The sequence below is a fragment of the Mesorhizobium sp. BH1-1-4 genome (genome assembly GCF_020165665.1).
Classification (GTDB): Bacteria; Pseudomonadota; Alphaproteobacteria; order Rhizobiales; family Rhizobiaceae; genus Mesorhizobium.
Genome location: NZ_JAIUIN010000017.1, coordinates 60,648 through 87,299, shown reverse-complemented (window position 1 = coordinate 87,299; position 26,652 = coordinate 60,648). Strand labels below are relative to the sequence as shown.

Annotated in this window: 27 protein-coding genes, 1 tRNA gene and 1 pseudogene; 16 read left to right on the top strand and 13 right to left on the bottom strand. The window is 63.6% G+C overall.

From position 1 onward, the window contains the following. Positions 1-55: 55 nt before the first annotated feature. Positions 56-451 (top strand): annotated as a pseudogene (locus tag LB569_RS23665) (manganese catalase family protein); the annotation flags it as partial. A gap of 89 nt (positions 452-540) precedes the next feature. Here LB569_RS23665 and LB569_RS23660 read toward each other — a convergent pair. Further along, the gene (locus tag LB569_RS23660; protein WP_224694305.1) at positions 541-2,181 is read right to left on the bottom strand and encodes a M20/M25/M40 family metallo-hydrolase; all 1,641 of its coding nucleotides are present in this window, start codon (positions 2,179-2,181) and stop codon (positions 541-543) included. Positions 2,182-2,529: 348 nt separating this feature from the next. Between LB569_RS23660 and LB569_RS23655 the strand changes: the two genes are divergently transcribed. From LB569_RS23655 to LB569_RS23645, 3 genes are read left to right on the top strand one after another with little or no spacing between them, the layout of a single operon-like run. Then, a complete protein-coding gene (locus LB569_RS23655) occupies positions 2,530-3,141 on the top strand; it encodes a hypothetical protein (protein WP_140708342.1) in 612 nt (203 codons plus the stop codon). Beyond that, positions 3,138-3,530, top strand: coding sequence for a phage holin family protein (locus tag LB569_RS23650; protein ID WP_140708344.1), 393 nt, complete (start codon positions 3,138-3,140; stop codon positions 3,528-3,530). The genes LB569_RS23655 and LB569_RS23650 overlap by 4 nt, the downstream gene beginning before the upstream one ends. A 56-nt stretch (positions 3,531-3,586) precedes the next feature. Further along, positions 3,587-4,354, top strand: a complete 768-nt coding sequence (locus LB569_RS23645) for a hypothetical protein (protein ID WP_224694304.1) — start codon at positions 3,587-3,589, stop codon at positions 4,352-4,354. A 334-nt stretch (positions 4,355-4,688) separates the two neighbouring features. On the opposite strand, the gene LB569_RS23640 is transcribed toward LB569_RS23645, so the two are convergent. From LB569_RS23640 to LB569_RS23630, 3 genes are all read right to left on the bottom strand, one after another. Next, the gene (locus tag LB569_RS23640) at positions 4,689-4,988 is read right to left on the bottom strand and encodes a hypothetical protein (RefSeq protein WP_224694303.1); all 300 of its coding nucleotides are present in this window, start codon (positions 4,986-4,988) and stop codon (positions 4,689-4,691) included. 310 nt (positions 4,989-5,298) lie between these two features. Continuing rightward, positions 5,299-5,375 (bottom strand) — tRNA-Arg (locus tag LB569_RS23635). 85 nt (positions 5,376-5,460) lie between these two features. Then, entirely contained in the window at positions 5,461-6,624 is a 1,164-nt protein-coding gene (locus tag LB569_RS23630) for a M20 aminoacylase family protein (RefSeq protein WP_224694302.1), read from the bottom strand. Positions 6,625-6,839: 215 nt separating this feature from the next. Here LB569_RS23630 and LB569_RS23625 point away from each other — a divergent pair, with 215 nt between their 5' ends. Both LB569_RS23625 and LB569_RS23620 read left to right on the top strand, forming a co-directional pair. Further along, positions 6,840-8,006 carry a D-alanyl-D-alanine carboxypeptidase family protein gene (locus LB569_RS23625; protein ID WP_140708350.1) on the top strand — a complete coding sequence of 389 codons (1,167 nt, stop codon included), beginning with the start codon at positions 6,840-6,842 and terminating at the stop codon, positions 8,004-8,006. Between the two features lie 3 nt (positions 8,007-8,009). Continuing rightward, positions 8,010-9,134, top strand: coding sequence for a CobW family GTP-binding protein (locus tag LB569_RS23620; RefSeq protein ID WP_224694301.1), 1,125 nt, complete (start codon positions 8,010-8,012; stop codon positions 9,132-9,134). Positions 9,135-9,143: 9 nt separating this feature from the next. Here the strand turns inward: LB569_RS23620 and LB569_RS23615 are convergent, their stop codons facing one another. From LB569_RS23615 to LB569_RS23595, 5 genes are all read right to left on the bottom strand, one after another. Continuing rightward, positions 9,144-9,377: a sulfurtransferase TusA family protein gene (locus tag LB569_RS23615; protein ID WP_224694300.1), complete on the bottom strand. Its 234-nt coding sequence runs from the start codon at positions 9,375-9,377 to the stop codon at positions 9,144-9,146. A gap of 5 nt (positions 9,378-9,382) precedes the next feature. Next, the gene (locus LB569_RS23610; RefSeq protein WP_224694299.1) at positions 9,383-10,711 is read right to left on the bottom strand and encodes a murein L,D-transpeptidase family protein; all 1,329 of its coding nucleotides are present in this window, start codon (positions 10,709-10,711) and stop codon (positions 9,383-9,385) included. Between the two features lie 235 nt (positions 10,712-10,946). Further along, the gene (locus LB569_RS23605; RefSeq protein WP_224540408.1) at positions 10,947-11,897 is read right to left on the bottom strand and encodes an acetyl-CoA carboxylase carboxyltransferase subunit alpha; all 951 of its coding nucleotides are present in this window, start codon (positions 11,895-11,897) and stop codon (positions 10,947-10,949) included. A gap of 98 nt (positions 11,898-11,995) precedes the next feature. Then, positions 11,996-12,913, bottom strand: coding sequence for a site-specific tyrosine recombinase XerD (locus LB569_RS23600; protein ID WP_224694329.1), 918 nt, complete (start codon positions 12,911-12,913; stop codon positions 11,996-11,998). 44 nt (positions 12,914-12,957) lie between these two features. After that, positions 12,958-13,110, bottom strand: coding sequence for a histidine kinase (locus LB569_RS23595; RefSeq protein ID WP_140708362.1), 153 nt, complete (start codon positions 13,108-13,110; stop codon positions 12,958-12,960). A 210-nt stretch (positions 13,111-13,320) separates the two neighbouring features. Here LB569_RS23595 and LB569_RS23590 point away from each other — a divergent pair, with 210 nt between their 5' ends. From LB569_RS23590 to LB569_RS23570, 5 genes are all read left to right on the top strand, one after another. Then, positions 13,321-13,932 carry a shikimate kinase gene (locus tag LB569_RS23590; RefSeq protein ID WP_224694298.1) on the top strand — a complete coding sequence of 204 codons (612 nt, stop codon included), beginning with the start codon at positions 13,321-13,323 and terminating at the stop codon, positions 13,930-13,932. Next, positions 13,929-15,065 carry a 3-dehydroquinate synthase gene (aroB, locus tag LB569_RS23585; protein ID WP_224694297.1) on the top strand — a complete coding sequence of 379 codons (1,137 nt, stop codon included), beginning with the start codon at positions 13,929-13,931 and terminating at the stop codon, positions 15,063-15,065. The genes LB569_RS23590 and aroB overlap by 4 nt, the downstream gene beginning before the upstream one ends. Before the next feature lies 1 nt (position 15,066). Beyond that, positions 15,067-15,957: an HlyC/CorC family transporter gene (locus LB569_RS23580; RefSeq protein ID WP_140708368.1), complete on the top strand. Its 891-nt coding sequence runs from the start codon at positions 15,067-15,069 to the stop codon at positions 15,955-15,957. A gap of 63 nt (positions 15,958-16,020) precedes the next feature. Next, entirely contained in the window at positions 16,021-16,821 is an 801-nt protein-coding gene (locus LB569_RS23575; RefSeq protein WP_224694328.1) for an alpha/beta hydrolase, read from the top strand. A 112-nt stretch (positions 16,822-16,933) separates the two neighbouring features. Continuing rightward, positions 16,934-18,487 (top strand): acetolactate synthase large subunit, encoded by a 1,554-nt coding sequence (locus LB569_RS23570; RefSeq protein ID WP_224694296.1) that lies wholly within the window; start codon positions 16,934-16,936, stop codon positions 18,485-18,487. Positions 18,488-18,494: 7 nt separating this feature from the next. Here the strand turns inward: LB569_RS23570 and LB569_RS23565 are convergent, their stop codons facing one another. Continuing rightward, on the bottom strand, positions 18,495-18,797 hold the full coding sequence (locus LB569_RS23565; RefSeq protein WP_224694295.1) for a BolA family protein: 303 nt from the start codon (positions 18,795-18,797) through the stop codon (positions 18,495-18,497). A gap of 181 nt (positions 18,798-18,978) precedes the next feature. Between LB569_RS23565 and LB569_RS23560 the strand changes: the two genes are divergently transcribed. The 4 genes from LB569_RS23560 (at position 18,979) to LB569_RS23545 (ending at position 23,643) form a co-directional block, all read left to right on the top strand. Beyond that, positions 18,979-19,608, top strand: a complete 630-nt coding sequence (locus LB569_RS23560; protein WP_140708374.1) for a J domain-containing protein — start codon at positions 18,979-18,981, stop codon at positions 19,606-19,608. A 122-nt stretch (positions 19,609-19,730) separates the two neighbouring features. After that, on the top strand, positions 19,731-20,717 hold the full coding sequence (gene cobS, locus LB569_RS23555; protein ID WP_140708376.1) for a cobaltochelatase subunit CobS: 987 nt from the start codon (positions 19,731-19,733) through the stop codon (positions 20,715-20,717). An 11-nt stretch (positions 20,718-20,728) separates the two neighbouring features. Beyond that, positions 20,729-22,627, top strand: coding sequence for a cobaltochelatase subunit CobT (cobT, locus tag LB569_RS23550; protein ID WP_224540419.1), 1,899 nt, complete (start codon positions 20,729-20,731; stop codon positions 22,625-22,627). Then, positions 22,624-23,643 (top strand): esterase-like activity of phytase family protein, encoded by a 1,020-nt coding sequence (locus LB569_RS23545; RefSeq protein WP_224694294.1) that lies wholly within the window; start codon positions 22,624-22,626, stop codon positions 23,641-23,643. Before cobT ends, LB569_RS23545 begins: the two co-directional genes overlap by 4 nt. Positions 23,644-23,704: 61 nt before the next feature. Here the strand turns inward: LB569_RS23545 and LB569_RS23540 are convergent, their stop codons facing one another. From LB569_RS23540 to rpmB, 3 genes are all read right to left on the bottom strand, one after another. Beyond that, a complete protein-coding gene (locus tag LB569_RS23540) occupies positions 23,705-24,376 on the bottom strand; it encodes a spermidine synthase (protein WP_224694293.1) in 672 nt (223 codons plus the stop codon). A 59-nt stretch (positions 24,377-24,435) separates the two neighbouring features. Next, positions 24,436-25,119 (bottom strand): queuosine precursor transporter, encoded by a 684-nt coding sequence (locus tag LB569_RS23535; protein WP_224540426.1) that lies wholly within the window; start codon positions 25,117-25,119, stop codon positions 24,436-24,438. Between the two features lie 185 nt (positions 25,120-25,304). Beyond that, positions 25,305-25,601, bottom strand: a complete 297-nt coding sequence (rpmB, locus tag LB569_RS23530; protein WP_140708388.1) for a 50S ribosomal protein L28 — start codon at positions 25,599-25,601, stop codon at positions 25,305-25,307. A gap of 258 nt (positions 25,602-25,859) precedes the next feature. On the opposite strand from rpmB, the gene LB569_RS23525 reads away from it, so the two are divergent. Beyond that, the gene (locus LB569_RS23525) at positions 25,860-26,648 is read left to right on the top strand and encodes a DUF3108 domain-containing protein (protein ID WP_224694292.1); all 789 of its coding nucleotides are present in this window, start codon (positions 25,860-25,862) and stop codon (positions 26,646-26,648) included. Positions 26,649-26,652 lie beyond the last annotated feature (4 nt).

The window sequence follows — 26,652 nt, the reverse complement described above, 5'->3', positions numbered from 1 at the left end:
GGAGCGGCTGTCGCCGTCGCCCAATTGAGCTCCGCTGACACGAGGCAATCGGCTGCTGGTCGCCAACGTTACCGCGGAAGGTAGCGGCCGCGTGCTCGCGACACGCCTCTACAACATGACCAACGATGCCGGAATGAAGGACATGCTGTCATTCCTCATTGCGCGCGACACCATGCATCAGCAGCAGTGGCTGGCGGCGATCGAGGACATGGGCGGCCTGACCGCGTCTCTGCCTGTGCCTAATTCCTTCCCGCAGGAGAAAGAGCATCAGGACGTATCCTATGCCTTCATCAACTGCTTCGTCGAAGGTGTCGCACCAGCGCAGGGACGCTGGAGCGAAGGCCCGTCGATGGACGGCAAGGGCGAGTTCTCCCTGGTGCCCGGTGCGCCGATGGGCGAGGAGCCAATGCTTTCGCGGCCGCGGCCAAGCTCTGGCGCGCAAGCGAGCAGATGTTCGACAGGAAGGCAGCCGAATAGTCATGGGCGCGGGCGGAAGGGGCGGCGAATGCGGCCGCTTCCGCTTTGTGCGCTTCGTGCTCGTCAGGACGCGTCGGGCCGAAGGAGTCTGGCGCAGACATCGCGAATGAGCTGCGGCAGGACGTCGAACGCATAGCCGACATGCAATCGCTCGAGCGGCGTGTGATAATCGCGTCCCCACGGACCGATATTGATCGTCGGCATGTTGGCCAGGGCTCGCGTGAGAGGCCAGCGCACGCTGTCTTTCCAGGCTGGTGTGTTGCGGGCGACGATATCGAGGGAGGGTTCGGCCGCTTCGCCAAAGAAGCTCATGTCTGAAATCCCGGCGAAATAGTCCGCGCAGGTGACCATACAGCCGTGGCGTGCCGCTGCCTCGTCGGCCACTTCGATGGCAGCGGCTCGCAGCCGGGCGGCTGCCGGCTGCGCGGAAAGGTTCGTCGGCAGATAGGGTATCGATCCGAAGCCGGTCACGATGGCTGGCCCGGCCAAACGGCTGAGTTCCCAAGCTTGCTCGGTTATCAGCCGGCACTTCTCGGGCAGGGGCTGGTCGCCGGCGGCGATTGACGCGGAAACAGCTTCGAGCCGCAGCCGCTCCGGTTCTTCGAGACGCGCCAGCAGAGTCTCATACCGATGGACCGGGATAGATTGCACCACCTCAAGCAGACCTGTTTCGTGCTGACCAGAGACGCGGCGCCGGAGCTCCTGTAAGAGACGCGAGGCCGCTTCGGCGCATAGGCTGTCGAACCGGTCGAGCACCTCACTGGGCGCCCGGCGATAACTCAGCACATTGAACGTGGCATGGGCGGTCCGCGGTGTCGTGACATCATATCCGGCCTTTCCGTCCCGTATCCCGAGCAGGCTGGGCGGGGTGCCGGTTCCGGTGCCGCACATGTCGGTGAGCTCGGGCGCCCATTCGATCCGCGCGGCGATTGCCGCGGCGATCGCGCCGGCATTGAGGCCATTCAAGGGAAAGCCGCTATGTGTGGGAACACCGACCACGCAGGCGGCTGGAAGCAGCTTGCCGACGGTTCCCAGAGCGATGACGCGACCCTTGCTGCCGTCGCCATCATCCGCGATCGCATCGAGATTGATCACCGCGAGCAAATCGAGGTCGCGCTCTTTACAGAGTCCAGGCAGCGCCTGTGCCGCCTTGCGGGCGCCGGCGGAATTGTTCTCCTCGTCCGGCACGGCGATAAAAAGCAGATTTCCAGCCGGCTTTGCGCCTTCGGCAAATTCGGCGCATACGGCCAGCCCCGCTGCAAGGCCAGCCTTCATGTCGAGAAGGCCGCGTCCGGCAAGGAAGTCGCCGCCCGCGAAATCTTGGTGCGCCAGAATGGCGGATGGCGCCTTGGCGGCAGCGAGAGAATCGCGCCATTCCTTTGTCAGGGCGTCGGGCCGCGTGGCCAAGGGTTCCAACTGTCCGTAGTCGCTTGTCCCGACAGTGTCGTAGTGACCGGTCAAGAGCACGGTCGAGCGACCGGTGCCGCGCAGAAGCATCGCCACGCAGTGACGGCCGTCCTGAGGTGCGACCTCGATGGTCCAGACCTCGGCGTTCTGAAATGCCGTCTCCTCTCGCAGTTCCGCCGCCAACCAGGGCCCGAACGCAGCTTCGCCGTCGGTGCCGGTGACGCTTTTCTGCTCGGTCAGTCCGATCGCCCAGCGCCGCGCGCGGCTGGACAGCGTCTCGATAGGGTTGCGGGTCATTTCGGTCCTGCGTTCGGATGGGAACGGGGGACCCTACTCTGATCAAACGATTTCTCTCAAGCGTACTTCGTCGGTGGCTCAGTAGAATCGACTTGGAAGGCATGCGTGCTCAGAGGAGACCTTTCGGGCCGAAGCAGTTCATCTCGATGACGGACTGGCGGCGCTCCGGACCAATCTTCCTGCATTGTTCGTGGATCGCAAAAAGCTCTGCGTCGACGGAACATCGCAGGGTCCATGAAGTTGGGCTGCCAAGGAGGAACGTGCCCATGAACAGTGTCATCTATCTCATCGGCCTCGTCGTTGTCGTGCTCGCGATCCTCTCCTTCCTCGGTTTTCACTAGGTGACCCATGCAAAGCAATGACGGCCAGGGCCGTAAACCCACCGATTTCGACAGGGATACAAGTGATGTTTCCGATCGGCTTAGCCAGGAAAAAGAGCGCGCGAGCGAGTTGCTTCACGATGCTCGCGACGAACTGACCCGCAAGGCTGGCGAGTACGCTGCAGAAGCCACGCAGGTCGTCTCCGACAAGGCGGAGGAAACGCAGCGCGACATCGGATCGAGCTTGGCGGCGTTGGGCGGCGCCCTACGTGCGGCCAGCGATCACCTGGCCAACAACGATGAAAGGACCGCATCGAAATTCGCCTTGGATGCCGCCGGCGGCCTGGAGCGGCTTTCTTCCTCGTTGAAACAAAAGCCGTTCGGCCAAGTGCTTGAGGATGTGCAGTCCTTCGGCCGGCAAAACCCGGGTGTCCTGCTTGCCGGGTCCGTATTGGCCGGATTGGCGCTGGGTCGGTTCATCAAAGCTTCCCCGCCGGGTAGCCCCAAAGCATCTCGAAATGCCTCAGGTGGTGCCGACTCCCAGACCGGCGAAACTGCTGGCTGGTCGCCCGACGGGGTCCAAGGGCTCGGCGGCGGCGTTGACGATCTGGACACGCGGTATGGGGAGCAAGACAGATGAACCCTCAAGACAATCCCAGCCTCGCCACTCTGGTGACCGATCTGGCGCAAAACGTCACCACGCTTGTGCAAACCGAAGCCAGGCTTCTGCGGGCGGAACTCTCTGAAAAGCTTACCAAGACGGGAGCTGGCGCCGCCGAGGTGCTTGGAGGGGCCATCTGCCTGCTCGCGGCTCTGCTCGTGCTGCTCCAGGCACTGGTCATCGCATTGACGCGGGCAGGGCTGGGCGCGGGGTGGTCCTCCCTGTTGGTCGGCGTGGTGGTGGCAATTCTTGGCGTCATTCTGTTGCGTACCGGCATGGCAAGCATGGCGCCTTCCGAACTTACTCCCGACCGTACCCAGGAACAGCTCAGGCGCGACGCGACTGTGATCAAGGAACAAGTGAGATGACCGAGAAATCCGCAGCCGAACTCGAACGCGAGGCTGAGGCCGCGCGCGCCAGGGTGGTGGAAACCGCCGAATCCATTCGAGGCAAAATGACACCGGGACAATTGCTTGACGAATTCGCCGGCATCTTCTCCGGAGGAGAGAGTTCGGCCATGCTCAACAACCTGAGAACACAGGTCAGGGACAATCCGTTGCCGGTGACCATGGTGGGCGCGGGTCTGGCTTGGCTGATGCTGGGCAGCGGCGCGTCGAACGGCAGCCGTGGCCGGACTGGCTATACGGCGCCAACCCCGTTCAGCGGGCGTGACGAGGCCGAGGGCGGCGGCTTGGGCAGCACGCTCTCCGAAACCGCTGAATCGCTCTCGTCGGCCGCAAGCAGCGTTGGTGCAGCCATTTCAGGCGCAGCAAGCGGCGCCGCCGAAGGACTGACGAGCAATGCCGCCAGTGCAGGATCGACCGCTGGCGACATGGCTGCGAAAGCCAGCCGCTCGGCACAAGAGCTGTTGAACGATCAGCCCTTGGCCGTTGCGGCGGTCGGCCTTGCCATCGGCGCGGCGATAGGTGCCATGTTGCCTCATACCGCTATGGAGGATGAGCAACTGGGCGGCTATCGCGACAAGCTCCGCGACACCTCGAAGGCGATGCTCGACCAAGGTCTCGACCAGGCCAGGCAGGTTGCCGCAGACGCTTTTGACACGGTCAAGCAGGAAGCTGGCGGTGCAGGCACGGTGGCCGACCAGATCGGTGACATCGTCAAGTCCGCGGTCGGCACGACAGAGCAGTCCATACGTGAACGGGTCTCTCTTCCTTCAGAGGAAAAATCATAGCCGATATTAGGGCTGACGTCGGAACCACCGCTTCTTCGCTTCTTCACCGAGGCGACACTGCGGCGCAGGCGTATCGGATTGGGCTGGGCGGCGCGCCCAGCGCTAAGTCGCTATTGTTTTCGTTCCATATTCACGCGCGGCCGACGCGCTGGAGGTGCCCGCGGGTTGCCGCGCACGCCTCTTGCGCAAGGAGATTTATACATATTGGAAGCCCGTCCCATTGGGGATCTTCGGTCCGTTCGCCGGATTGAACTGACCAGTGGCGGCTTGGTGATGGCCTGGATCGTCCGGCGCTCGAACAGACAATGGGACCAAGTTAGGGAGCGCAGGATATTTATGCGATGCAGCATGCACTGGCTGCGACGCGTAGCAGCGCATAGGCGATCATCGGTGCGAAGAGCCGCAGGGTAGATGGCGTTGTCGTTGTTGCAAAGGAATTTCCGATATTCAGGTGCTGCTTCATCCAGCGGAACGACAGTTCGATCCGCTGGCATGCACATTGCGATCGACAGTCGCCCGCCACACCCGGCCCCTCGCCAGCACGCAGCCGGGCTCGGCAGGCGGTTATTGTCGCGTTGTTCTGCTGAATGACCACGGGGCGGTTGTGGTGGTGACGGTGGACGGAACTTGTCACGATGACGGTGTCCCGGCGATGGTGGCGGTGGCGCCAAACACGATCGCCGTCGTAGAACGCTACCTGCTGTGAAGTGGCCAGTCTCCCCCCGAGAGGAACGCCTGCCGCTCGGAGCGGGCAATAGGTCGCAGACGTGTCTTGGTGTCGGCCCCTCCGCTGTTCGTGAAGGGCCGCCGGCTAAAGCGGTGCGAGCACACGAATTATCGAGGAGGCCCGCCCGAGCCACAAGAGCCTGCGGAATTCGCCGTACTAATTATTCCCCAACCAGCCTGAAAAAGTACGGGATTTTCCAGTAAGTCCTCGAAAGCATTGGTGATCCCGACAGGAATCGAACCTGTGACCTACAGATTAGGAATCTGCCGCTCTATCCTACTGAGCTACGGGACCACGCGGCCCGACACATAGCCGCTTCGGACCGTTTCGCCAAGAGGCCGGCCGAAGGCAATTCGGCCGGCTGTCCTGGTCACAGGCGTCAGGCGGCCAGCGCCGTCTCCGCCAGTTTCACCCAATAGCTCATGCCGTGCGGGATGGCTTCGTCGTTGAAGTCATAGGCCGGGTTGTGGAGCCCGGCGGTCTCGCCATTGCCGATGAAGATGAAGGCTCCGGGCCGGGCTTCCAGCATGTAGGAGAAATCCTCGCCGCCCATTACCGGCTGGATCTCGCGATGCACCTGGGCGTCGCCCGCCACGTCGGCGGCCACATCGCTGGCGAAGATCGTTTCATTTGCGTGGTTGAAGGTCACCGGATAGTTCGCGTCATAGTCGACTTCGATCGTCGCGCCATAGGCGGTGGCCAGCCCCGCGCAGATCGCGCGGATCCGTTCTTCCGACTTCTTGGCCACTTCCTTCTTCAGCGTGCGCAAGGTGCCGGCGATCTCGGCCGATTCCGGGATGATGTTGTAGGCGTCGCCGGCGTGGAACTTGGTCACCGACACCACCACGGCCTCGACCGGATCGGTGCTGCGCGAGGCGATCGTCTGCAGGGCGCCGACGAGCTGGCTGGTGATGACGATCGGGTCGATCGTGCCGTGCGGCATCGCCGCATGGCCGCCCTTGCCTTTCACGGTAATGGTGAATTCGGCCGTCGCCGCCATGATCGGGCCCGGGCGGATGGCGAACTGGCCGACCGGCAGGCCCGGCATGTTGTGCATACCGAACACTTTCGCGATGTCGAAGCGCTCCATCATGCCGTCCTTGACCATCTCGTTGCCGCCGCCGCCGCCTTCTTCCGCCGGCTGGAAGATCACCGCCACGCAGCCGGCGAAATTGCGCGTCTCGGCGAGATATTTCGCCGCCCCGAGCAGCATCGCGGTGTGGCCGTCATGACCGCAGGCATGCATCTTGCCCGGAATGGTCGACGCGTAGGGCTTGCCGGTGATCTCCTTGAGCGGCAATGCGTCCATGTCGGCGCGCAGCCCGATCGTGGGACCTTCGCCCTGACGGCCGCGGATGATGCCGACGACGCCTGTCTTGCCGAGGCCCGTCACCACATCGTCGCAGCCGAACTCTTTCAGCTTTTCGGTGACGAAGGCCGCCGTCTTGAAGACATCGAAGTTCAGTTCTGGCGTCTGATGCAGATGCCGTCGCCAGCCGGCGACTTCGTCCTGCATTTCGGCGGCGCGGTTCAGGATTGGCATGATGGTTCCATTTCGTTGTTGGTGCAGCCGGCTTCAGCCGGATGTTTTGGAATTGTGATTGTCGGGCGCTTTGCCATGTTGGCGTCACATAGGGTAAATAGCACCGCAATAATGCGGTCCGGTTTTTGAGGGTCGGATCCTTATGCTGGCGGTCACGTAACGAAATCTTACGGAGCCAGGGGCAATCACGGCAAGAGGCGATTTCGGATTCGATCATGCGGCACAGGCATTTCCTCAAATTATTCTCGGCTGGCGCAATCATGCTGTCGGTCCTGGCGGGGCCGGCGCTGGCCAATCCGGTGGTGGTCTTCGACCTCAAGAGCGGCCAGATCCTGCAGCATCAGGATGCGTTCAAGCGCTGGTACCCGGCCTCGCTCAGCAAGCTGATGACCGCCTATGTGACCTTCCGGGCGATCGCGGCCGGGGAAGTCCAGCTCGATTCGCCGATCAAGGTGACAAAACACTCGGCCGGCGAACCGCCGAGCAAAATGGGTTTCAAGCCCGGCTCGGTGATGCGGCTCGACAATGCGCTGAAGATGATGCTGGTCAAATCGGCCAATGACATAGCCATGGCGGTCGGCGAGAATGTCGGCGGCTCGCAGGCAGCCTTCGCCGAAAGGATGAACGCCGAGGCGGCCCGGCTCGGCATGAACGGCACCCATTTCGTCAACCCGAACGGCCTTTACTCGCCCGACCAGTACACGACGGCGCGCGACCTTTCGATCCTGGTGATGGCGATCCGCCGCGAGTTTCCGCAATATGCGCCATGGTTCTCGATCGAGGGGCTTGCTGTCGGCAAGAAAGCCATTCCGAACTACAATCTCCTGATCGGCCGCTATCCCGGCGCCGACGGCATGAAGACCGGCTTCGTCTGCCCGTCCGGCTTCAACATGATCGGTTCGGCGACACGCAACGGGCGCACGCTGGTGGCGGTCGTGCTCGGCGAGAAGTCGGCGGTCAGCCGTGCCGAAACCGCGGCCAAACTGCTCGACGAAGGCTTTGACGCGCCTGCCGCTGCCGGCCCGGCCACCGTCACCACGCTTGCTCCTTACGGTGACCTGATCTCGCCCAACGACATGCATGACGAGGTTTGCAAGAAGAAGACGAAGGCGGAGCAGTCCGAGGCGCCGCCCGCCGCCGCCAAGAACGAGCCTAAATCGCCCTATCGGGAGAAGCTCGATCACGTGCCGACACTGGTTGCCGTCGGCCTTGGCGGCGCCACCGGTCCGGCGCCGAAAGCGATCCTCGACGAGGGCACGCAGGAATATGCCGACGTGCCGATCCCGACCTGGCGGCCCGACAAGCCGGTACCCGCCGGCACGGGCCCGAAAGTCGTGGGTGCCGCCGCGCAAGGCGACCAGCCGGTCAAGGTCGCGAATTAACCAATGAGCGGTTTTCCGATTCCTGTCTCGGTGCTGACCGGCTTCCTCGGCGCCGGCAAAACGACATTGCTCAACCGGCTGCTCAAGGATCCGGCGCTGGCCGATACCGCGGTCATCATCAACGAGTATGGCGAGGTGGCGATCGACCATCTGCTGGTCGAGCAGGCCTCGGACGGCATCATCCAGCTTTCCGATGGCTGCCTGTGCTGCACGGTGCGTGGCGAGCTGGTCGACACGCTGGCCGATCTGGTCGACCGTCTGCAGACGGGCCGTATCGCCCGGCTTGCCCGCGTCATCGTCGAGACGACGGGGCTGGCCGATCCGGCGCCGGTGTTGCAGTCCATCATGGCGCATCCGGCGCTGGTCCAGGCTTTTCGGCTCGATGGCGTCATCACCTTGGTCGATGCGGTCAACGGCAATGCCACGCTCGATGCCCATGTCGAGGCCGTCAAGCAGGTGGCGGTCGCCGACCGCATGGTGCTCTCCAAGGCCGATCTGGTCGATGATCCCGGCGATCTCGAAACGCTGCGGACGCGCCTGCGGCAGATCAATCCCTCGGCTCAACTGCTCGATGTCGGGGAGACGAGAACCGGGGTGACGGCGCTGTTCGATTGCGGGCTCTACAATCCGGCGACCAAATCGGCCGACGTGCTGCGCTGGCTCGGCGAGGAAGCCGCGCACGATCATGACCATCACCATCGCGATCATGACCATGCAGACCATGATCATGGGCACAGCCACGATCATGGTCATAGCCATGACCAGCGCGTACGCTCCTATTCGCTGGTCCATGAAGGACCGGTGCCGTTTTCGGCCATAGAGATGTTCCTTGATTTGCTGCGCTCGACGCATGGCGAGCACCTGCTGCGCATGAAGGGCGTCATCGAACTCAAGGAGGATCCGTCGCGGCCGCTGGTCGTGCATGGCGTGCAGAAGATCCTGCATCCGCCGGCGCGGCTGCCGTCCTGGCCGGACAGCCAGCGCGGCACGCGGCTGGTGCTGATCACGCTCGACATGCCGGAAGACTATGTGCGCCGGCTGTTCGCCGCCTTCACCAACCGGCCGTCGGTCGACACGCCCGACCGCGCGGCGCTGGAAAACAACCCGCTGGCGATCGCCGGGCTGTAATTTTTTCGATTATTGCCCGCCGCGCTCGACCAGAAAGCGATGGCCACCGGAAATCGCCGCCGTTTCAATCAGCTGGTGGCCGGCGTCCGAGCAGAAGGCGGGGATGTCGATGACGGCCAGCGGGTCGGTGGTTTCCAGCCAGAGCCGGCTGCCCGGCTGCATGCCGGCCAGCCGCTTCTTCGCCTTCAGCACGGGCAGAGGGCAGTTCAACCCCTTCAGATCATAGACGGTGTCGCTGGCCACGGCGATCAGCCGCCGAACATGCCGAGCAGCTTGTTCTTCAGCTTCGTCACCCGGCTCTCATCGGCGCTGGCGGCCTGCGTTTCGGCCGGCTGGGCTTCCGTCGGAGCAGCGATGGTCGCGGTGGCGACGGGAGCTTCCTTGGCGGCCTTGGCGGCTTCCTTTGCAGCCACCGCTTGCGCCTTGGCTGCTTCCTTTTCTGCTATCGCCTGCGCCTTGGCTGCTTCCTTCGCCGCCTTTGCCGCTTCTATCGCCGCCAGCCGTTCTCGCTCAGCTTTCTCCTTGGCGGCCTTTTCGGCGTCGAGTGCCGCCATCTTGCGTCCGGCGGGCGAATCGATGCGGCCCATGCGCGCCGTCTCGGTCACCGAACCGTCGGTGTTGAGCGACGGCGGATCGATCGGCACGCGCTCGCCACGGGCCCGGCGCTTGGACCAGTCGGAGACGATGCTGGCTTCCTTGATGCCGGCAATCGTCGGCTTGGGGGGCGGCACGCTGGCCTTGAGCGCGCTGTTGAAGGCCGCGTCATAGGTGCTCTGATAGGCGTTGTAGGCGCTCTTCAGCGAATCCGGTTGCGTGGTCGCCGGGCAGGGGCCGGTCGGATCGAAGGTCTGGCCGTCGGCGGCAACCTGGTTGAAGACGTAGCGCTTCTCGCACACGTCGACCTTCGGCGGCACCTTGGTGACCTCGAAATTGTCGTAACCGACCTTGAGCATCTTCCAGAATTCGTAATTCGGGTCGTTGCGGTAGCGCGCCATGTTGGCCGCGGTCATGCGGAACGGAAAAGCCTGGATCTGGAACTCGGTCTGCCCGCCCTGGAAGGCGTCGCGGCCGAAGGCATAGATCTGCTCGATCTGCGCATCGGTCATCGAATAGCAGCCCGACGACGAGCAGGCGCCATGGACCATCAGGTTCTGGCCGGTACGGCCATTGGCGCGGTCATAGGCGTTGGGAAAGCCGATGTTGAAGGACAAATGGTAGTTCGAGCGCGGATTCATCTGCGATGGCCGCACCGTGTAAAAACCTTCCGGCGCCTGGCGGTCGCCCTCCGTGTATTTCGGGCCGAGCTTACCCGACCATTTGCAAATATCGTAGCTCGCCACCATGTCGTAGCGGCCGTTGGTCTTGGCCTTCCAGATTTCGAGCTTGCCTTCTTCCTTGAAGATGCGCGCCATCACCGAGGAGGTGCGGACCATGCCCTTGGCTCTCATGTCGGCAAGGATCTTGTCGGGCAGCGGCTTGTTGGCCTCGGGGGCGAAATCCTTCATCGACGAATCATTGCAGCCGGCAACGACTATCGAGGCAATGAGGACTCCGGTGCGGGCGAGCTTGGCAAACATGGATACGGCTATGTCTTTCCTTCGAGCCCATGGCTTGAAAACAGCCGGACCCGCATGCTGAACACCCACGGACCGTAAGCCCGTTAACCTTGAAAATTCCTTACCGCAAGCCTTGGCCAACCCCTCGCGGCATTTTCATTGACCCGAATGGGGCGGCATTTTTGTGGCGAAATTGCTTATTGCCGCCACATTAACGCGGGCAGACGGGTTCCGAAGCTTCGCCGCCGTCATGAATTCAGAGGCTACGGCCCATCGCCAGGTATTTCTCGCGCCGCTGTTCGCGGAAATCGGTGTTGGCGCCGGCGAATTCCTTCATCGTCTTGGCGATGAGGTCGCCGGTCGCGGCGATCACCGTTTCGGGCGCGCGCTGGGCGCCGCCCATCGGCTCGGGGATGATGGCGTCGATGATCTTCAGCTCAAGCAGGTCCTGGGCGGTGATCTTCATATTGGTCGCCGCATCCTTGGAGCGGGTCGTGTCGCGCCACAGGATCGAGGCGGCACCCTCGGGCGAAATCACCGAATAGATCGCATGTTCGAGCATATAGACGCGGTTGGCGGTGGCGATCGCGATGGCGCCGCCCGAGCCGCCTTCGCCGATGACCACCGAGATCGACGGCACTTTGAGCGCCAGGCAGGCGGAGGTCGAGCGGGCAATGGCTTCGGCCTGGCCGCGCTCCTCGGCGCCGACGCCGGGATAGGCGCCCGCCGTGTCGACCAGGGTCAGAAGCGGGATCTTGAAACGGTCGGCAAGCTCCATCAGCCGCACCGCCTTGCGGTAACCTTCGGGCCGCACAGAGCCGAAATTGTGCTTCAGCCGGCTTGTCGTGTCGGAACCCTTTTCCTGGCCGAGGATCGCCACCGGTTCGCCGCGGAAACGGGCGAAGCCGCCGACGATCGCCTGGTCCTCGCCGAAATTGCGGTCGCCGGCGAGCGGCGTGAAATCGCTGAACAGGCCCTTGATGTAGTCGACGCAGTGCGGCCGGTCGGAGTGGCGTGCCACCTGCACCTTCTGCCATGGCGTCAGCGCCTTGTAGAGCTCGCGCAGCGCGTCGCGCGAGCGCTTCTCGAGCCTGGTGATCTCATCGGCGACATCGACCGCCTCGCCGTTCTCGGCAAGCTTCTTGAGCTCGAGGATCTTGAGCTCGAGATCCTGCACCGGCTTTTCGAAATCGAGGTAATTGTACATGCGTGAGCGGACCGATACGTCGGAAGGCAAGGACCGCGGAACCGTTGAAACCAAGGCTCCGGGCGGTGAAATGTCGTCCTCACATAGCGATATGAGGCCTAATCGGCAAGCGGATGATGATCGTTGACCAGCCGCACCAGCCGCTCTTCCAGCACATGGGTGTAAATCTGTGTCGTCGATATGTCGGCATGGCCAAGCAGTTGCTGCACGGCCCTGAGATCGGCGCCGTTCTGCAGGAGATGGCTGGCGAAAGCATGGCGCAGCACGTGGGGCGAGATCTTGGCCGAGGCAATGCCGGCGCGCGCCGCCAGCCCTTTCAGGTCACGGGCAAAGACCTGGCGCGAAAGATAGCCGCTGTCGGATGCCGCCGGGAACAGGAACGGGCTGTTGGCGAAGGCAGGCAGCTTGGCGCGAGCGTCAAGCCAGCTCCGCATAGCCGCCCGCGCCTTGGCCGATAGCGGCACCATGCGTTCCTTGTCGCCCTTGCCGCGCACCATGAAGAAACGGTCGTCGCGCTGGGCCACGGTCACCGGCAGGCCGACCAGCTCGGAAACGCGCAGGCCTGTCGCGTAGAGCACCTCGACCAGCGCGTGCAGGCGCAAGGCCGCCAGCCTGTCGGCATAACCGAGCCCGGCATCGCCGGCCTCGTGCGCGGCGCGGTCGATCAGCCGGCCGGTTTCGGCCTCGCTCATCGTCTTGGGCAGCGGGCGGCCCTTTTTGGGACTGTCCAGCGTGCCGGTCGGATCGTCGCCGCGCAGGCCTTCTGCATAGAGGAACTTGAAAAACTGGCGGATCGCCGACAGTTTGCGCGCCTGCGAGGTCGGCGCGAAGCCGCGCGCTGCGATGTCGTCGAGATAGGCGCGGATATCGGCGGCAGCCGCACCGGCGAGCCCGCCACCGATTTCTTGCGAGGCATCCTCCAGGTCGCGGCGATACGACGACAGCGTGTTCTCGGCCGCGCCCCGCTCGGCGCTCATCATTTCCAGGAAGGCCTCGATGCGGGCGGCGCTGTTCATTGCCTTCAAGGGTCAGGTTCCGAGGTCAGTTTTTGGTTTCGAGATCAGTTTTTCTTGGGGTTCAGCTTTTCCTGGGGGATGCGCACGCTCATCTCGGCTTTTTTCGGCTCGACGAACATCACCAGGGCGAACATCGTACCATAGGCAATGCCGGCCAGAATCGCTGCTATCACGACAAAGCGAAACAGTGTCGGCATCAATTCTCGCCCGTCTTCTTATTCTGCGTTTCCAAACCCTGTGCCCTTATGGGACGCCAATCCGGCCAATTCAAGGAAGAAGCGGACCCCTGTTAGCAACTTCTGATGCAAGCGTCGCTCTGTCCATATCAGCCCAAGGCACTCGGCAAGCTTGACGCAAACCGGCTTTTCATGTCGATACGCCGGCAAAGAGGGCCCAAGAAACAGCTGATGAACGCGCTACAGGCAAATCCTCCAGGCGAGACCCATGCCGCGCTGCTTGACCGGCTGGGCGGCCGGTCCATTGTCTTCGTCGGCCTGATGGGCGCCGGCAAGACGGCGATCGGCCGCAAGGTGGCGTCGATGCTTTCGCTGCCCTTCATCGACAGCGACCAGGAGATCGAGAGCGTGTCGCGGATGACCGTCCCCGAGCTGTTCGAGCGCTATGGCGAGACCGAGTTCAGGGCCCTGGAACAGCGCGTCATCCTGCGCGTGCTTGAAAACGGGCCGCAGGTGCTGTCGACCGGCGGCGGCGCCTTCATGAACGCGCAGACGCGCGAAGCCGTTGCCGCCCATGGCGTCTCGGTCTGGCTGAAAGCGGAACTCGACCTTCTGATGGACCGCGTTTCGAAGAAGCAGAACAGGCCGCTGCTCAAAAGCGCCGATCCCCGTGCCGTTCTGGAGCGGCTGATGAGCGAACGTTATCCGGTCTATGCGACGGCTGACGTCACCGTGCCGACCCGTGACGACCGCAAGGAGGTCATCGCGGCCGAAGTGGTGTCCGCGCTATGCCGGCATTTCGGCATTGACGAGATTGCGGCGGCTGGTGAGGTCGAATCGTGAGCGCGGAACAACCCGTCATCGTCGAGGTCGGGCTGGGCGACCGGGCCTACGACATATTGATCGGCTCCGGCCTGTTGTCGCGCGCCGGCGCCGAGATTTCACGCCGGCTGCCCGGCACGCGCGCCGCCGTCGTGACCGACGAGAACGTCGCCTCGGCGCATCTCGATACGCTGAAGGCGGGGCTCGAGAAGGGTGGCATCCAGCCCACCGTCATCACCATGCCGCCCGGCGAGAAGACCAAGAGCTTTGCCCATCTCGAAGAGGTGGTCGATGGCGTTCTGGCCGCCAGGCTGGAGCGCGGCGACGTCGTCATCGCGCTTGGCGGCGGCGTCATCGGCGATCTCACAGGTTTTGCCGCCGGCATCGTGCGGCGCGGCATGAATTTCGTGCAGGTTCCGACCTCGCTGCTGGCGCAGGTCGATTCCTCGGTTGGCGGCAAGACCGGCATCAACAGCCCGCGCGGCAAGAACCTTGTCGGCGTCTTCCTGCAGCCCAGGCTGGTGCTGGCCGACACCGAAGTGCTCGACACGCTGCCGATTCGCGAATTCCGCGCCGGCTATGCCGAGCTTGCCAAATACGGGCTGATCGACCGGCCGGAATTCTTCGCCTGGCTGGAAGCGAACTGGGAAAAGGTGTTCGCCGGCGGACCGGAGAGGGCGCAGGCCATTGCCGAGGCCTGCCGCGCCAAGGCCGATGTCGTTGCCCGCGACGAGTTCGAGACCGGTGACCGCGCCTTGCTCAATCTCGGCCACACATTCGGCCACGCGCTCGAAGCCGCCACGCAGTATGACGGAACCCGCCTCGTCCACGGCGAGGGGGTCGCCATCGGCATGGCGCTGGCGCACCGGTTCTCGTCACGGCTCAACCTGGCCAGCCCCGACGACGCGGCCCGCGTCGAGGCGCATTTGCGTGCCGTCGGGCTGCCATGGCGGATGGCCGACATTCCGGGCGATTTGCCCGATGCGGAGGCGCTGCTCGCCTTCATCACCCAGGACAAGAAGGTGTCGCGCGGCGCGCTGACCTTCATCCTGACGCGCGGCATTGGCCAGGCCTTCATCGCCAAGGACGTGCCGGGCTCGGAAGTGCTGTCGTTCCTCAGGGAAAACCATCCAGCCAACGGGAAAGCCGGCTGAGATGGACACCGGCTGGGTCGTCGTCGCCGTTCTTGCCATTCTCGTCGTGCTGGTCGTTGCCGTGCGTACCCGCCTCCTCGCCATGTTCGGCTATGAACTGTCGCGCATCGAACCGCAGCGCTCCAGTCAGGACGAATTGCGTGGCGCGGTCGACGATTTCCGCCGCGACGGCCTGGTGGTGCGCGAGGACCGCGCCCGCATCGGCGGCCTGTTCGACCTCGAAGAGCTCGAAGTTTCCGACGTCATGGTCCACCGCACCAATATGCGCTCGGTCAATGCCGACAATGCGCCGGAAGCGGTGGTGCGCGAGATCCTGCAGAGCCCGCACACTCGCATGCCCTTGTGGAAAGGTTCGCTCGACAACATTGTCGGCGTGCTGCACGCCAAGGATCTGCTGCGCGCGCTGAACGAAGTCGGCAACGATTTTTCGCAAATCGACGTGATGAAGATCGCGTCAAAACCCTGGTTCGTGCCCGACACCACCACCTTGCAGGAACAGCTCAACGCCTTCCTGCGCCGCAAGGCGCATTTTGCCATCGTCGTCGACGAATATGGTGAGGTCGAGGGGCTGGTGACGCTGGAGGACATTATCGAGGAGATCGTCGGCGAAATCGCCGACGAGCACGATGTCGACATTCAGGGCGTCAAGCAGGAGGCCGACGGCTCCGTCGTCGTCGACGGCACGGTGCCGATCCGCGATCTCAACCGGGCGCTCGACTGGAACCTGCCCGACGAGGAGGCGACCACGATCGCCGGCCTCGTCATCCACGAAGCCCAATCGATCCCCGAGGAGAAGCAGGCTTTTACGTTCCATGGCAAGCGCTTCGTCGTCATGAAACGCGACAAGAACCGGATTGCCAGGGTCAGGATCCGGCCGGCCGGCGGCGGTTAAAGCCGTCACCTTACCGATCCTTCACTGGAACTGTCGTCGGCCAGAATGCATTCTTCGCCAATGATGATCGATCGGCGAACTTTGCTCCTGGCTTCGATGGCCGCTCTGTTGCCTGCCGGCACGGCGGAGGCGCGGGATAAGCCATCCCCCGAAACTCTCGACTATGGTCCTGCCAAGCTCGACATCTACGCGCCCGATGGCGCGAGAAACCTGCCTGTCGTCTTTTTCGTCCATGGCGGCGCCTGGGAGTTCGGCAAACGCAGCCAGGTGGGCGCCAAGCCGGCCTTCCTGCTCGCCAACGGCTTCTGCTTCGTCTCCATCGACTACCGCATGCTGCCGCAGGCCGATGTCGCCACACAGGCCGGCGATGTCGAGAAGGCCTATGCCTATGTCAGGGCCAACATCGCCCAACACGGCGGCGACCCCAACCGCATCGTCGGCATGGGCCATTCGGCCGGCTGCCATTTGATTGCCCTGACCGGCATGCGCGGCGGATTGCCGGGCGTCGCCGGCCTGCTCCTCGACGATACCCGGGCCTATGATCTCGCCGCGCTCGCCAGGAATGGCGGCATGGTGCGGGCCTATGCGCGGGTCTTTTCCGATCCTTCGCAATGGGCGGCGCTGTCGCCGGCGAGCCATGTGGACGACCGCAAGCATCCGCCGACCTTCATCGCCTATTCGCGCGCCGACGGTCGCGGCGAGCAGTCCACGGCCTTTGCCGAGCGCCTGCGCGCCACAGGCACCGAGGTGACGCTGTTCGACGGCAGCGCCTATACGCATATGTCGATCAACCGCGATTTCGGCAGGGATGGCGATGCGCTGACCACCGCGGCGCTGGCGTTCCTGAAATCGACGGTCGGCTGACCGGCTTACGCTCGCCCATTCTGTAACTGGATCATGCCAAAAGCGGTTGCGGGATATTGTCGTGTGGACATCCGTGGGTGCAATTGCTCTTCGTGAGTGGGAGACAAATTGCATGAACGGTGCCGATGTCCTGTGCGACGTGCTGCTGGCCAATGATGTGACGGTCTGCTTCGCCAACCCCGGCACGTCCGAAATGCATTTCGTCGCCGCGCTGCACCGTAAGCCTGAGATGCGCTGCGTGCTCGGCCTGTTCGAGGGCGTGGTGACGGGTGCGGCCGACGGCTATGCGCGCATGACAGACCGTCCCGCCGCGACCCTGCTGCACACAGGCCCGGGCCTGGCCAACGGGCTGGCCAACATGCACAATGCAAGGCGCGCCAGGAGCCCGATGATCAACATCGTCGGGGACCATGCGTCCTATCATTTGCCGCTCGACGCGCCGCTGACCAGCGATATTGAAGGCTTGGCGGCGCCGATGTCGAGCTTCGTGCGCAGGATCGAAGGCCCGGCCGACGTTCAGTCGGCCACCGAGGCAGCCTTTCGCGCCTCGCTGACGCCGCCCGGCGTCACCACGCTGATCCTGCCGGCGGACGCGGCCTGGGGTGATGCCAGCCCAGCCTCGCCCGGCAAGGTCGTCCTTTCACCGGCACCCGCCATCGACTTGGATGCCGTGCGCGCGGTGGCCGCCGCGATCCGCTCCACGCCTGGCCGCGTCGGCATGATCGTTCGCGGGCGGGCGGCACGGGCCGATGCGCTCGAGATCGCCGGCCAGATTTCGACGGCCTGCGATGTCAGGCTGTTCAGCGAGGTCCTGATCGCGCGGATGCAGCGCGGGCGAGGGCATGTCGCGCCGACGCGCATTCCCTATCCGGTCGACGCGGCGACGGCAGTGCTCAGGGATATCGATGTTCTGGTGCTGGTCGGCGGCAAGGAGCCGGTCGCCTTCTTCGCCTATCCGGGAAAGCCGGGACGGCTTGTCCGTGACGACTGCCAGGTGCTGACGCTTGCCGCCCATGGCCAGGACCTGCATGCGGCGCTGGACGCGCTTCGCGGTGAACTTGGCGTCAAGCCGTCGCAACCGACGGTGGCTGCCAGCGCCTTTCCCGACGAGACAACGCCGAACGGCCGGCTGACGGAAGACGCCATCGCACTGTCGGTCGCGAGAAGGCTGCCGGCCGACGCGATCGTCTGCGACGAGGCGGTCACTTCGGCGCGACGCTTCTTCGCACTGTCGGCCTTTGCCGCGCCGCACGATTACATGATGGGCACGGGTGGATCGATCGGCGGCGGCATTCCGCTGGCGACGGGCGCGGCAATCGCCTGTCCCGGCCGCAAGGTGGTCAATCTCGAGGCCGACGGCAGCGGCATGTATACGGTCCAGGGCTTGTGGACGCAGGCGCGGGAAAATCTCGACGTGGTGACGATCGTCTTTTCCAACCGCACCTACGCGATCCTGCATGGCGAGATGCGTAATGTCGGTGTGAACGCCATCGGCGAGAATGCGAGGCGCATGCTCGACCTCGACAATCCGGCACTCGACTGGGTTTCGCTGGCCAAGGGAATGGGCGTGGAAGCCGCCCGCGCCGACACTTGCGAGCGGTTTGACGCCCTTCTTGAAAGCGCTCTGTCGCGGCCGGGCCCGTTCCTGATCGAAGCGGTGATCTGACCGGTTCTTACCAGCGCGTCTGTTCGCCCGGCGCCGCCGGCTCGATCGCCAGCGCATGCACGCCGGCCTTCAACTCCTCGGCAAGCAGTTCGTTGACGGCGCGATGACGGTCGATGCGGCTCATGCCGGCGAAATTCGGCGACACGATGCGGACGCGAAAATGCGTCTCGCCGGTGCCGTCATAGCTGCCGTGATGGTCCGAACCATGATGGTGATGGCCGGCGTGGAGATGACTTTCGTTGATGATGACCAGCCGCTGCGGCGCAAACGCCTTGTTGAGCTTGTCTTCCATGGTCGCCTGTATGGACATCGCCGTCTCCCTTCACCACATATGGCAGGCGCGCCAGCGTGAAAACCGGAAATCGGTTTCACCAGGGGACGCCGCCGCGCAACAAAATCCGCCAGTCGCCCGCTTTATGCCGCGATTCAGCGGCTAGGGCGATGATCGCGAAAATGTCAATTCTTGTTTCGCATCTGCGAACGCCCCATAAATGGGTGAGATGAAGCCGTATCCCAAATATTTCGAGAAGATTCGCATCCGCCCGAAGAAGGATGTCGAGGTGGAGGCGCACGCGCCGATCTGCCAGTGGGATGGCTGCAAGGAGGCAGGCACCCATCGCGCGCCGGTCGGGCGCATGAAGGAGGGCGAGTATTTCCGCTTCTGCTTCGATCATGTGCGCGAGTACAACAAGGGCTTCAACTACTTCTCCGGCGTGCCGGACACCGAGGTCGCGCGCTTCCAGAAGGAAGCCATGACCGGCCACCGGCCGACCTGGAAGATGGGCGTCAACGGCGCCTCGACGCGCTCCTCGCCCGATATGGCGCAGATGCGCTCCGGCCGCGCCGGCTATTACAACCGCATGCGCGACCCGTTCGACCTGTTCAAGGGGCCGAAGGATCCGCGCGAGGCGCGCGAGCGCAAGGCCAAACCGCTTGAGGCCAAGGCGCTGGAAACGCTTGGCCTTGATACAAAGGCGACTGGCAAGGACATCAAGGCGCGCTATAAGGAACTGGTGAAACGTCACCATCCGGATGCGAATGGCGGCGACAGAGGTTCGGAAGACCGGTTCCGCGATGTGCTTCAGGCCTATCGCGTGCTCAAACAGGCAGGCCTGTGCTGAGCGACCCTACGGTTGTGTCGTTTTCCAACTTTCATAAGGTTGGAAAAGGCTTTAAGACCGCCCCCGAACAAAATCGGTTGCCGGCGAAACGCGACGTTTCGCCCGTGGAGACGTTGAGAGATATGAACAAGGTCGATCGCGACATCGCCAACCTGCCCGACACGACGGTGTCGGTGAAGGAGAAATTCGGTTTCGAGTCCAAGATGGTGGTGCCGGCCTATTCGGTAACATCGGAGCATGTGCCCGACATCGATCCCGACTATCTGTTCGACAAGGCGACGACCCTGGCGATCCTCGCCGGCTTCGCCTACAACCGCCGCGTCATGGTGTCGGGCTATCACGGCACCGGCAAGTCGACCCATATCGAACAGGTCGCCGCCCGCCTCAACTGGCCCTGCGTGCGCGTCAACCTCGACAGCCATGTCAGCCGCATCGACCTCGTCGGCAAGGACGCGATCGTGGTCAAGGACGGCTTGCAGATCACCGAATTCCGCGACGGCATCCTGCCCTGGGCCTATCAGCACAATGTCGCGCTGTGCTTCGATGAGTATGACGCCGGCCGTCCGGACGTGATGTTCGTCATCCAGCGCGTGCTGGAATCATCTGGCCGCCTGACGCTGCTCGACCAGAGCCGGGTCATTCGCCCGCATCCGGCGTTCCGCCTGTTCTCGACCGCCAACACGGTCGGGCTGGGCGACACGACCGGCCTCTATCACGGTACCCAGCAGATCAACCAGGCGCAGATGGACCGCTGGTCGATCGTCACCACGCTGAACTATCTGCCGCACGACAATGAAGTGAACATCGTGCTGGCCAAGGCCAAGCACTATCGCGACGCCAAGGGCAAGGACATCGTCAACAAGATGGTGCGTGTCGCCGACATGACGCGCTCGGCCTTCATCAATGGCGATCTGTCGACGGTGATGAGCCCGCGTACTGTCATCACCTGGGCCGAAAATGCCGAGATCTTCGGTGATGTCGGCATGGCGTTCCGGCTGACCTTCCTCAACAAGTGCGACGAACTGGAGCGTTCGGTGGTTGCCGAGTTCTACCAGCGCGCCTTTGGCCAGGATCTGCCGGAGAGTGCTGCCAACGTGGTGCTGGGCTAAGCAGAGCCTCAATGGCGGGTCCGGGCGACAACACGCGCAACAAGTCGAAGACGGGGTCTGAAGCCGACAGCTTCAAGCGTGCCGTCACCGTCTGCATGCGCGCCATTGCCGGCGACAAGGAAATGGAAGTCGGCTTCGCCAAGGACAGGCCGGCGCTGGCCGGCAGCCGCGCGCGGCTACCAGAACTGCCCAAGAAGGCATCGAAAACCGACATCGCCATTACCCGTGGGCTCGGCGATTCCATGGCGCTGAAGCGCGCCTGCCACGACGTGCGCATCCACAGCAAGCTGGCGCCCGAAGGCAAGGCTGCCCGCGCCATCTACGATGCGGTCGAACAGGCCCGCGTCGAGGCGATCGGCAGCCGCGCCATGCAGGGCGTCGCCGACAATATCGGCTCGATGCTGGAGGACAAATACGCCAAGGCCAATCTCGTCGACGTCAAGGACAAGGCCGACGCGCCCATCGAGGAAGCGCTGGCGCTGATGGTGCGCGAAAAGCTGACCGGCCGGCCGGTGCCGAAGAGCGGCGAGCGGCTGGTCGAACTCTGGCGGCCCTGGGTCGAGGAGAAGGCCAAGGCCGACCTCGATGGCCTGTCGGAAAAGCTCGAGGACCAGCAGGCCTTCGCCCGCGTCGTGCGCGAGATGCTCGCGTCCATGGAAATGGCCGAGGAACTCGGCGACGACCAGGAGACCGAAGACTCCGAGGACAATGACGATAACCAGCCGCAAGGCGAGGAACAGAGCGAAGAGGGCGGCGAAGACGATTCCGGCTCCGAGCAGTCGCAGTCCGAGGATGCGGAAGCGTCAGCCGACGACGAGCAATCGGCGGAGACGGAAGCCTCCGACGCCACCGCCGACGATTTGTCCGATGACGACGATGCCGATGCCGAGACGCCGGGCGAGGCGCGCCGTAACGACAATCCCTTCACCAATCTGCCGAAGGAAATCGACTACAAGGTCTACACCACGGCTTTCGACGAGACGGTGGGCGCCGAGGAACTCTGCGAAGAGGAAGAACTCGACCGGCTGCGCGCCTTCCTCGACAAGCAACTCGCCAATCTGTCGGGCGTCGTCGGTCGGCTGGCCAACCGGCTGCAGCGCCGCCTGATGGCGCAGCAGAACCGGTCCTGGGATTTCGATCTGGAAGAGGGTTATCTCGACCCGGCGCGGCTGGTGCGCGTGGTCATCGATCCGATGCAGCCGCTGTCGTTCAAGCAGGAACGCGATACCAAATTCCGCGACACGGTGGTGACGCTGGTGCTCGACAATTCCGGCTCGATGCGTGGTCGGCCGATCACGGTCGCCGCCACCTGCGCCGACATTCTGGCGCGCACGCTGGAGCGCTGCGGCGTCTCGGTCGAGATCCTCGGCTTCACCACGCGGGCATGGAAGGGCGGGCAGGCGCGGGAGAAGTGGTTGAAGGACGGCAAGCCGCCGAATCCCGGCCGGCTCAACGACCTGCGCCACATCATCTACAAGTCCGCAGACCATCCATGGCGGCGTGCGCGGCGCAATCTCGGCCTGATGATGCGCGAAGGCCTGCTTAAGGAAAACATCGACGGCGAGGCGCTCTTGTGGGCGCACAACCGGCTGATTGCCCGGCCCGAGCAGCGCAAGATCCTGATGATGATCTCGGATGGTGCGCCGGTCGACGATTCCACGCTGTCGGTCAATCCGGGCAATTATCTCGAACGCCATCTGCGCGCCGTCATCGAGCTGATCGAGACGCGTTCGCCGGTCGAGCTGCTGGCCATCGGCATCGGCCATGACGTCACGCGCTACTACAGGCGCGCCGTGACCATCGTCGATGCCGAGGAACTGGCCGGCGCGATGACCGAGCAGCTGGCTTCGCTGTTTGCCGAGGAAAGCGCGAAGGATACCCGGCGCGGCGGCATGCGGCGCGCCGGATGATCTTTTCGGGCGGCGGGTTTCGGCGGACGCTTTTCGCCGCCATCGCCCTGCTCGCCGGCATGGCTTCCGCGCCAGCCGGCTCGGCTCCTGTTGAACCTGTCGCAGTTTCGGCCCGCCCGATCACTGAATTCCATATCGGCCATGCCGACAAGCGGTTTGGCCCACTCGAATTCGTCGGCGGGCTGGAAATGACCTCGCCATCGCGTGATTTCGGGGCGCTGTCGGCCTTCCGGTTTCTGAAAGCCGGCAGCGAATTCATCGGTGTGGCCGACACCGGTTACTGGTTCTTCGGCACGGTGGCGCGCAACGCCGACAGGCGGCCCGTCGGCATCCAGAATTTCCGCATGCAGCAGATGGTCGACCAGAGCGTCCAGCCCATCGACGAAAAATGGGAAGTCGACGCCGAGGGCCTCGCGGTCAAGGACGGCATCGCCACCGTGGGTTTCGAGCGCAACCACCGCGTCTCCCAGTTCAGGATCGATCCTCAGGATATGAAGGCGCCGTTCCGGCAGCTGGATTTCCTGGTGCCGGCACGGGAGCTGCGGCAGAATCGCGGCTTCGAGACCGTCACCCATGCCAATGCCAACGGCCAGCATCAGGGCGGCTTGGTCGTGGTCTCGGAAAAGAGCCTCGACAAATCAGGCAACATCTACGCCGCCATCATCGATGGCCCGCGCAAGGGCGTCTTCACCGTCAAGCGCAACGACGATTTCGACATCACCGACGGCGCCTTCCTGCCGGATGGCGACCTTTTGCTGCTGGAGCGCAGTTTCACCATGGCGGGCGGCCTCAAGATGCGGCTGCGGCGCATTTATGGGGAGAGCGTCGAGAAGGGCGCCGTCGCCGACGGGCCGGTGCTGCTGCAAGCCGACATGGGCTACCAGATCGACAATATGGAAGGGCTCGACGTCTGGAGCCGGGATGACGGCGCGCTGATGGTGTCGCTGGTCTCCGACGACAACCACTCGATCCTCCAGCGCAATCTCTATCTGGAATTTATCCTGCACCAGGATTGAGTGGCAATCGCAAGCCAACTCTTTGCTTACGCAATTCCGGACGGAAAACCCTTTCACGGCTCTACGATTTCGTGGCGATCCAGATGACATGGCGCGCGCCGCGCTTGCCGTTGGCGCGCGTGTTGACTTCCTCGACGGCGAAGCCTGCCTGTTTCAGCCGCCGCGCGAAGCCGGCATTCGGCCCCTGCGACCATACCGCCAGAACGCCGCCCGGTTTCAGGGCGTTGCGCGCGGCGGAGAGGCCTGCCACGCTGTAGAGCGCGTCATTGCTCTTGTGGACGATCCCCTCGGGGCCATTGTCGACGTCGAGCAGGATCGCGTCCCAGGCTACGTGCTCGGACCGGATCAAACTCCCGACATCGGCCTCGCGGATAGTAACGCGGGAATCATCGAGCGAGCCGGCGAAAATCTCGGCCATCGCGCCGCGTGCCCAGGCGACGACGGCCGGCACCAGTTCCGCGACGACGATTTCCGCATTGCCGCCCAGTTCGGCGAGAGCGGCGCGCAGCGTAAAACCCATGCCAAGCCCGCCGATCAGGATCCTCGGCTGGAGATGGCCCGCAATCCTCTGGCAAGACAGTTTCGCCAGCGCCTCCTCGGAGCCGCTGAGGCGACTGTTCATCAACTCGTTGGTGCCGAGCATGATCGAGAATTCGGCACCGCGCCGTTTCAGCCGCAGTTCCTGTTGCCCATCAGGCGTTTTTGCGGAGTCCAGCTGGATCCAGGGAATCATGTGCTTTGTCTGACCATGATCTTTCCCAAAAACCGGAATCCACTTTTTGGGATCATGGCCTAGGCCGCGGCAACGGCCGGCTGGCTCCAGCGGGCGGCCAGCAGCCGATAGGGGATCAGCGCGACAACGGCGATGATCAACTTCACCGAGAGGTCGCCGAGCGCCCAGGACACCCAACGCATGGCGTCGAGATGGAAGATGCCCATCAATGGGGCGCTCTCCAGCGCAAAACTGTCGCTCGGGCCGGCGAAGGCAAAGGCGGCCGAGAAGGCGACACTGAAGAACACGACGGTATCGAACACCGATCCGACCAGCGTGCCGATGATCGGCGCCCGCCACCAGCTCTGCCGACGCAAACGGTTGAACACGGTGACGTCGAGCAGCTGCGCGGTCAGGAAGGCGGCGCCGGAAGCGACCGCGATGCGCACCAGCCGGTCGGCCGATGTTTCGAATTCGATGAAGCCATGACGGAACAGGAAGGGCGGAATGAGGATGGAGCAGACCACCGCCGTCATGAAGCCGACAAAGACGATCCGGCGCGCCACGGCGGGCCCGTAGCGGCGGTTGGCGAGGTCGGTGACGAGGAAGGAGAAGGGATAGGTGAAAGCGCCCCAAGTGAGCAGGTCGGCCAGCGACAGGCCGCCGATCTGGCCCTGCATGGGGAACTGCACGAGGATGTTAGACGCCACGACGACAAGCGCCATGGCGGCCACGAAAGGCAGGTATCGCGAAAAGGAAGACATTTTTTTATCCTGGGTAATGGAACCAGCGGAGCGTTTTGCCGAAACCGGATCACGCTCGCCTTATTTAGAGCATCGAATCTGTGAACCGCTTTGCGATTTCGATCCGATGCTGTGGCCAACAAGAGGTCGGCCACAGGCCAACAACAGGGTTGGCCAGGGCGGTCGTCCCCCGCCTTTATCCGATGTTACGCGGCGACCTGTTCGGCCAGCTTCTTGGCGATCTGCTTCTTCAAGAGGCGCGCGCGCTGCGACAGTTCCTTGACGTCGGCCTTGGCCAGGAAAGCGTCGAGACCGCCACGATGTTCGACCGAACGCAGCGCGTTGGCCGAGATGCGCAGACGCACGTTCTGGTTCAGCGCTTCCGAAATCAGCGTCACATTGACGAGGTTCGGCAGGAAGCGACGCTTGGTCTTGTTGTTGGCGTGGCTCACATTGTTGCCGGTCATGACTGCCTTGGCAGTGAGTTCGCAGGTGCGGGACATGGTTCTAACCTTCAGTTCTCTCGGGACTGCCAAACCTTTGTGCCCACGCCTGGTGGCGCGCGGTTCTGGTCAGGCGGCCTTATGGAAAAAGTTGGCGTTCCATAGTTGCATTTCACCGGGGCGTCAAGCTCCGGCTTCCCCACGGAAGCGCCCGGCGTTTCATATTAAGGCCGGATTTCATCCTATAAGCAGTCTGACAGGGACACGCCAGACCGGAGTCGCCCGCCTCCGGCCAAAAATCAAGGATCCGATCCCGCCATGCCTCGTTCGTCTCACGCGCTTGTCGCCGCGCTCGCCATAGCCTTGCCGTCCGCCGCGTCGGCGGCCTCGCCGCAATCCTTCAGGGGCGAATACACGGTGTCGTTCCTGGGCCTCTCGATCGCCAGATCGACTTTCTCCAGCAGCTATCAGAATGGCGTTTATGCGATCAATGGCACCGTCTCCGCGGCGGGTCTGGCCAAGCTGTTCGACGATACGCGTGGCACGATCTCGTCCAAGGGGACGATCTCGGGGCAGAAGATGGTGCCGCAGGCGTTCCGAGCCGATTACACGTCCGGCAAGAAGGCATCCTCGATCGACATTCGCTTTGCCAATGGCAACGTGACGTCGACGCAGGTCATCCCCGCGCCGGGCAAGCGCGACCCCAAGTCCTGGGTGCCGCTCGGTGCCGGCGATCTGGCATCGGTACTCGATCCGATGGCCGCCACCGTCATCCATGCCGACAGTCTCGACCAGGTCTGCGGCCGCAAGGTCAAGTTCTATGATGGCGAGATGCGCGCCGACCTGACGCTGACCTACGTCTCGAAAGGCACGATCTCGGTGCCGGGCTACAAGGGCGACACCGTCACCTGCCAGATGGGTTTCGAGCCGGTGGCGGGCTATCGCAAGGGCCGCAAGGCGCTCAACTATCTCAAGAACAAAAGCCGCATGATGGTGACGTTTGCACCGCTCGGCCAAACCGGCGTATATGCGCCGATCCACGCCACGGTCGGAACGCAGATCGGCACCTTGACCATCAGCGCCGGACGGTTCGAAGCGGTACAATAAGGCA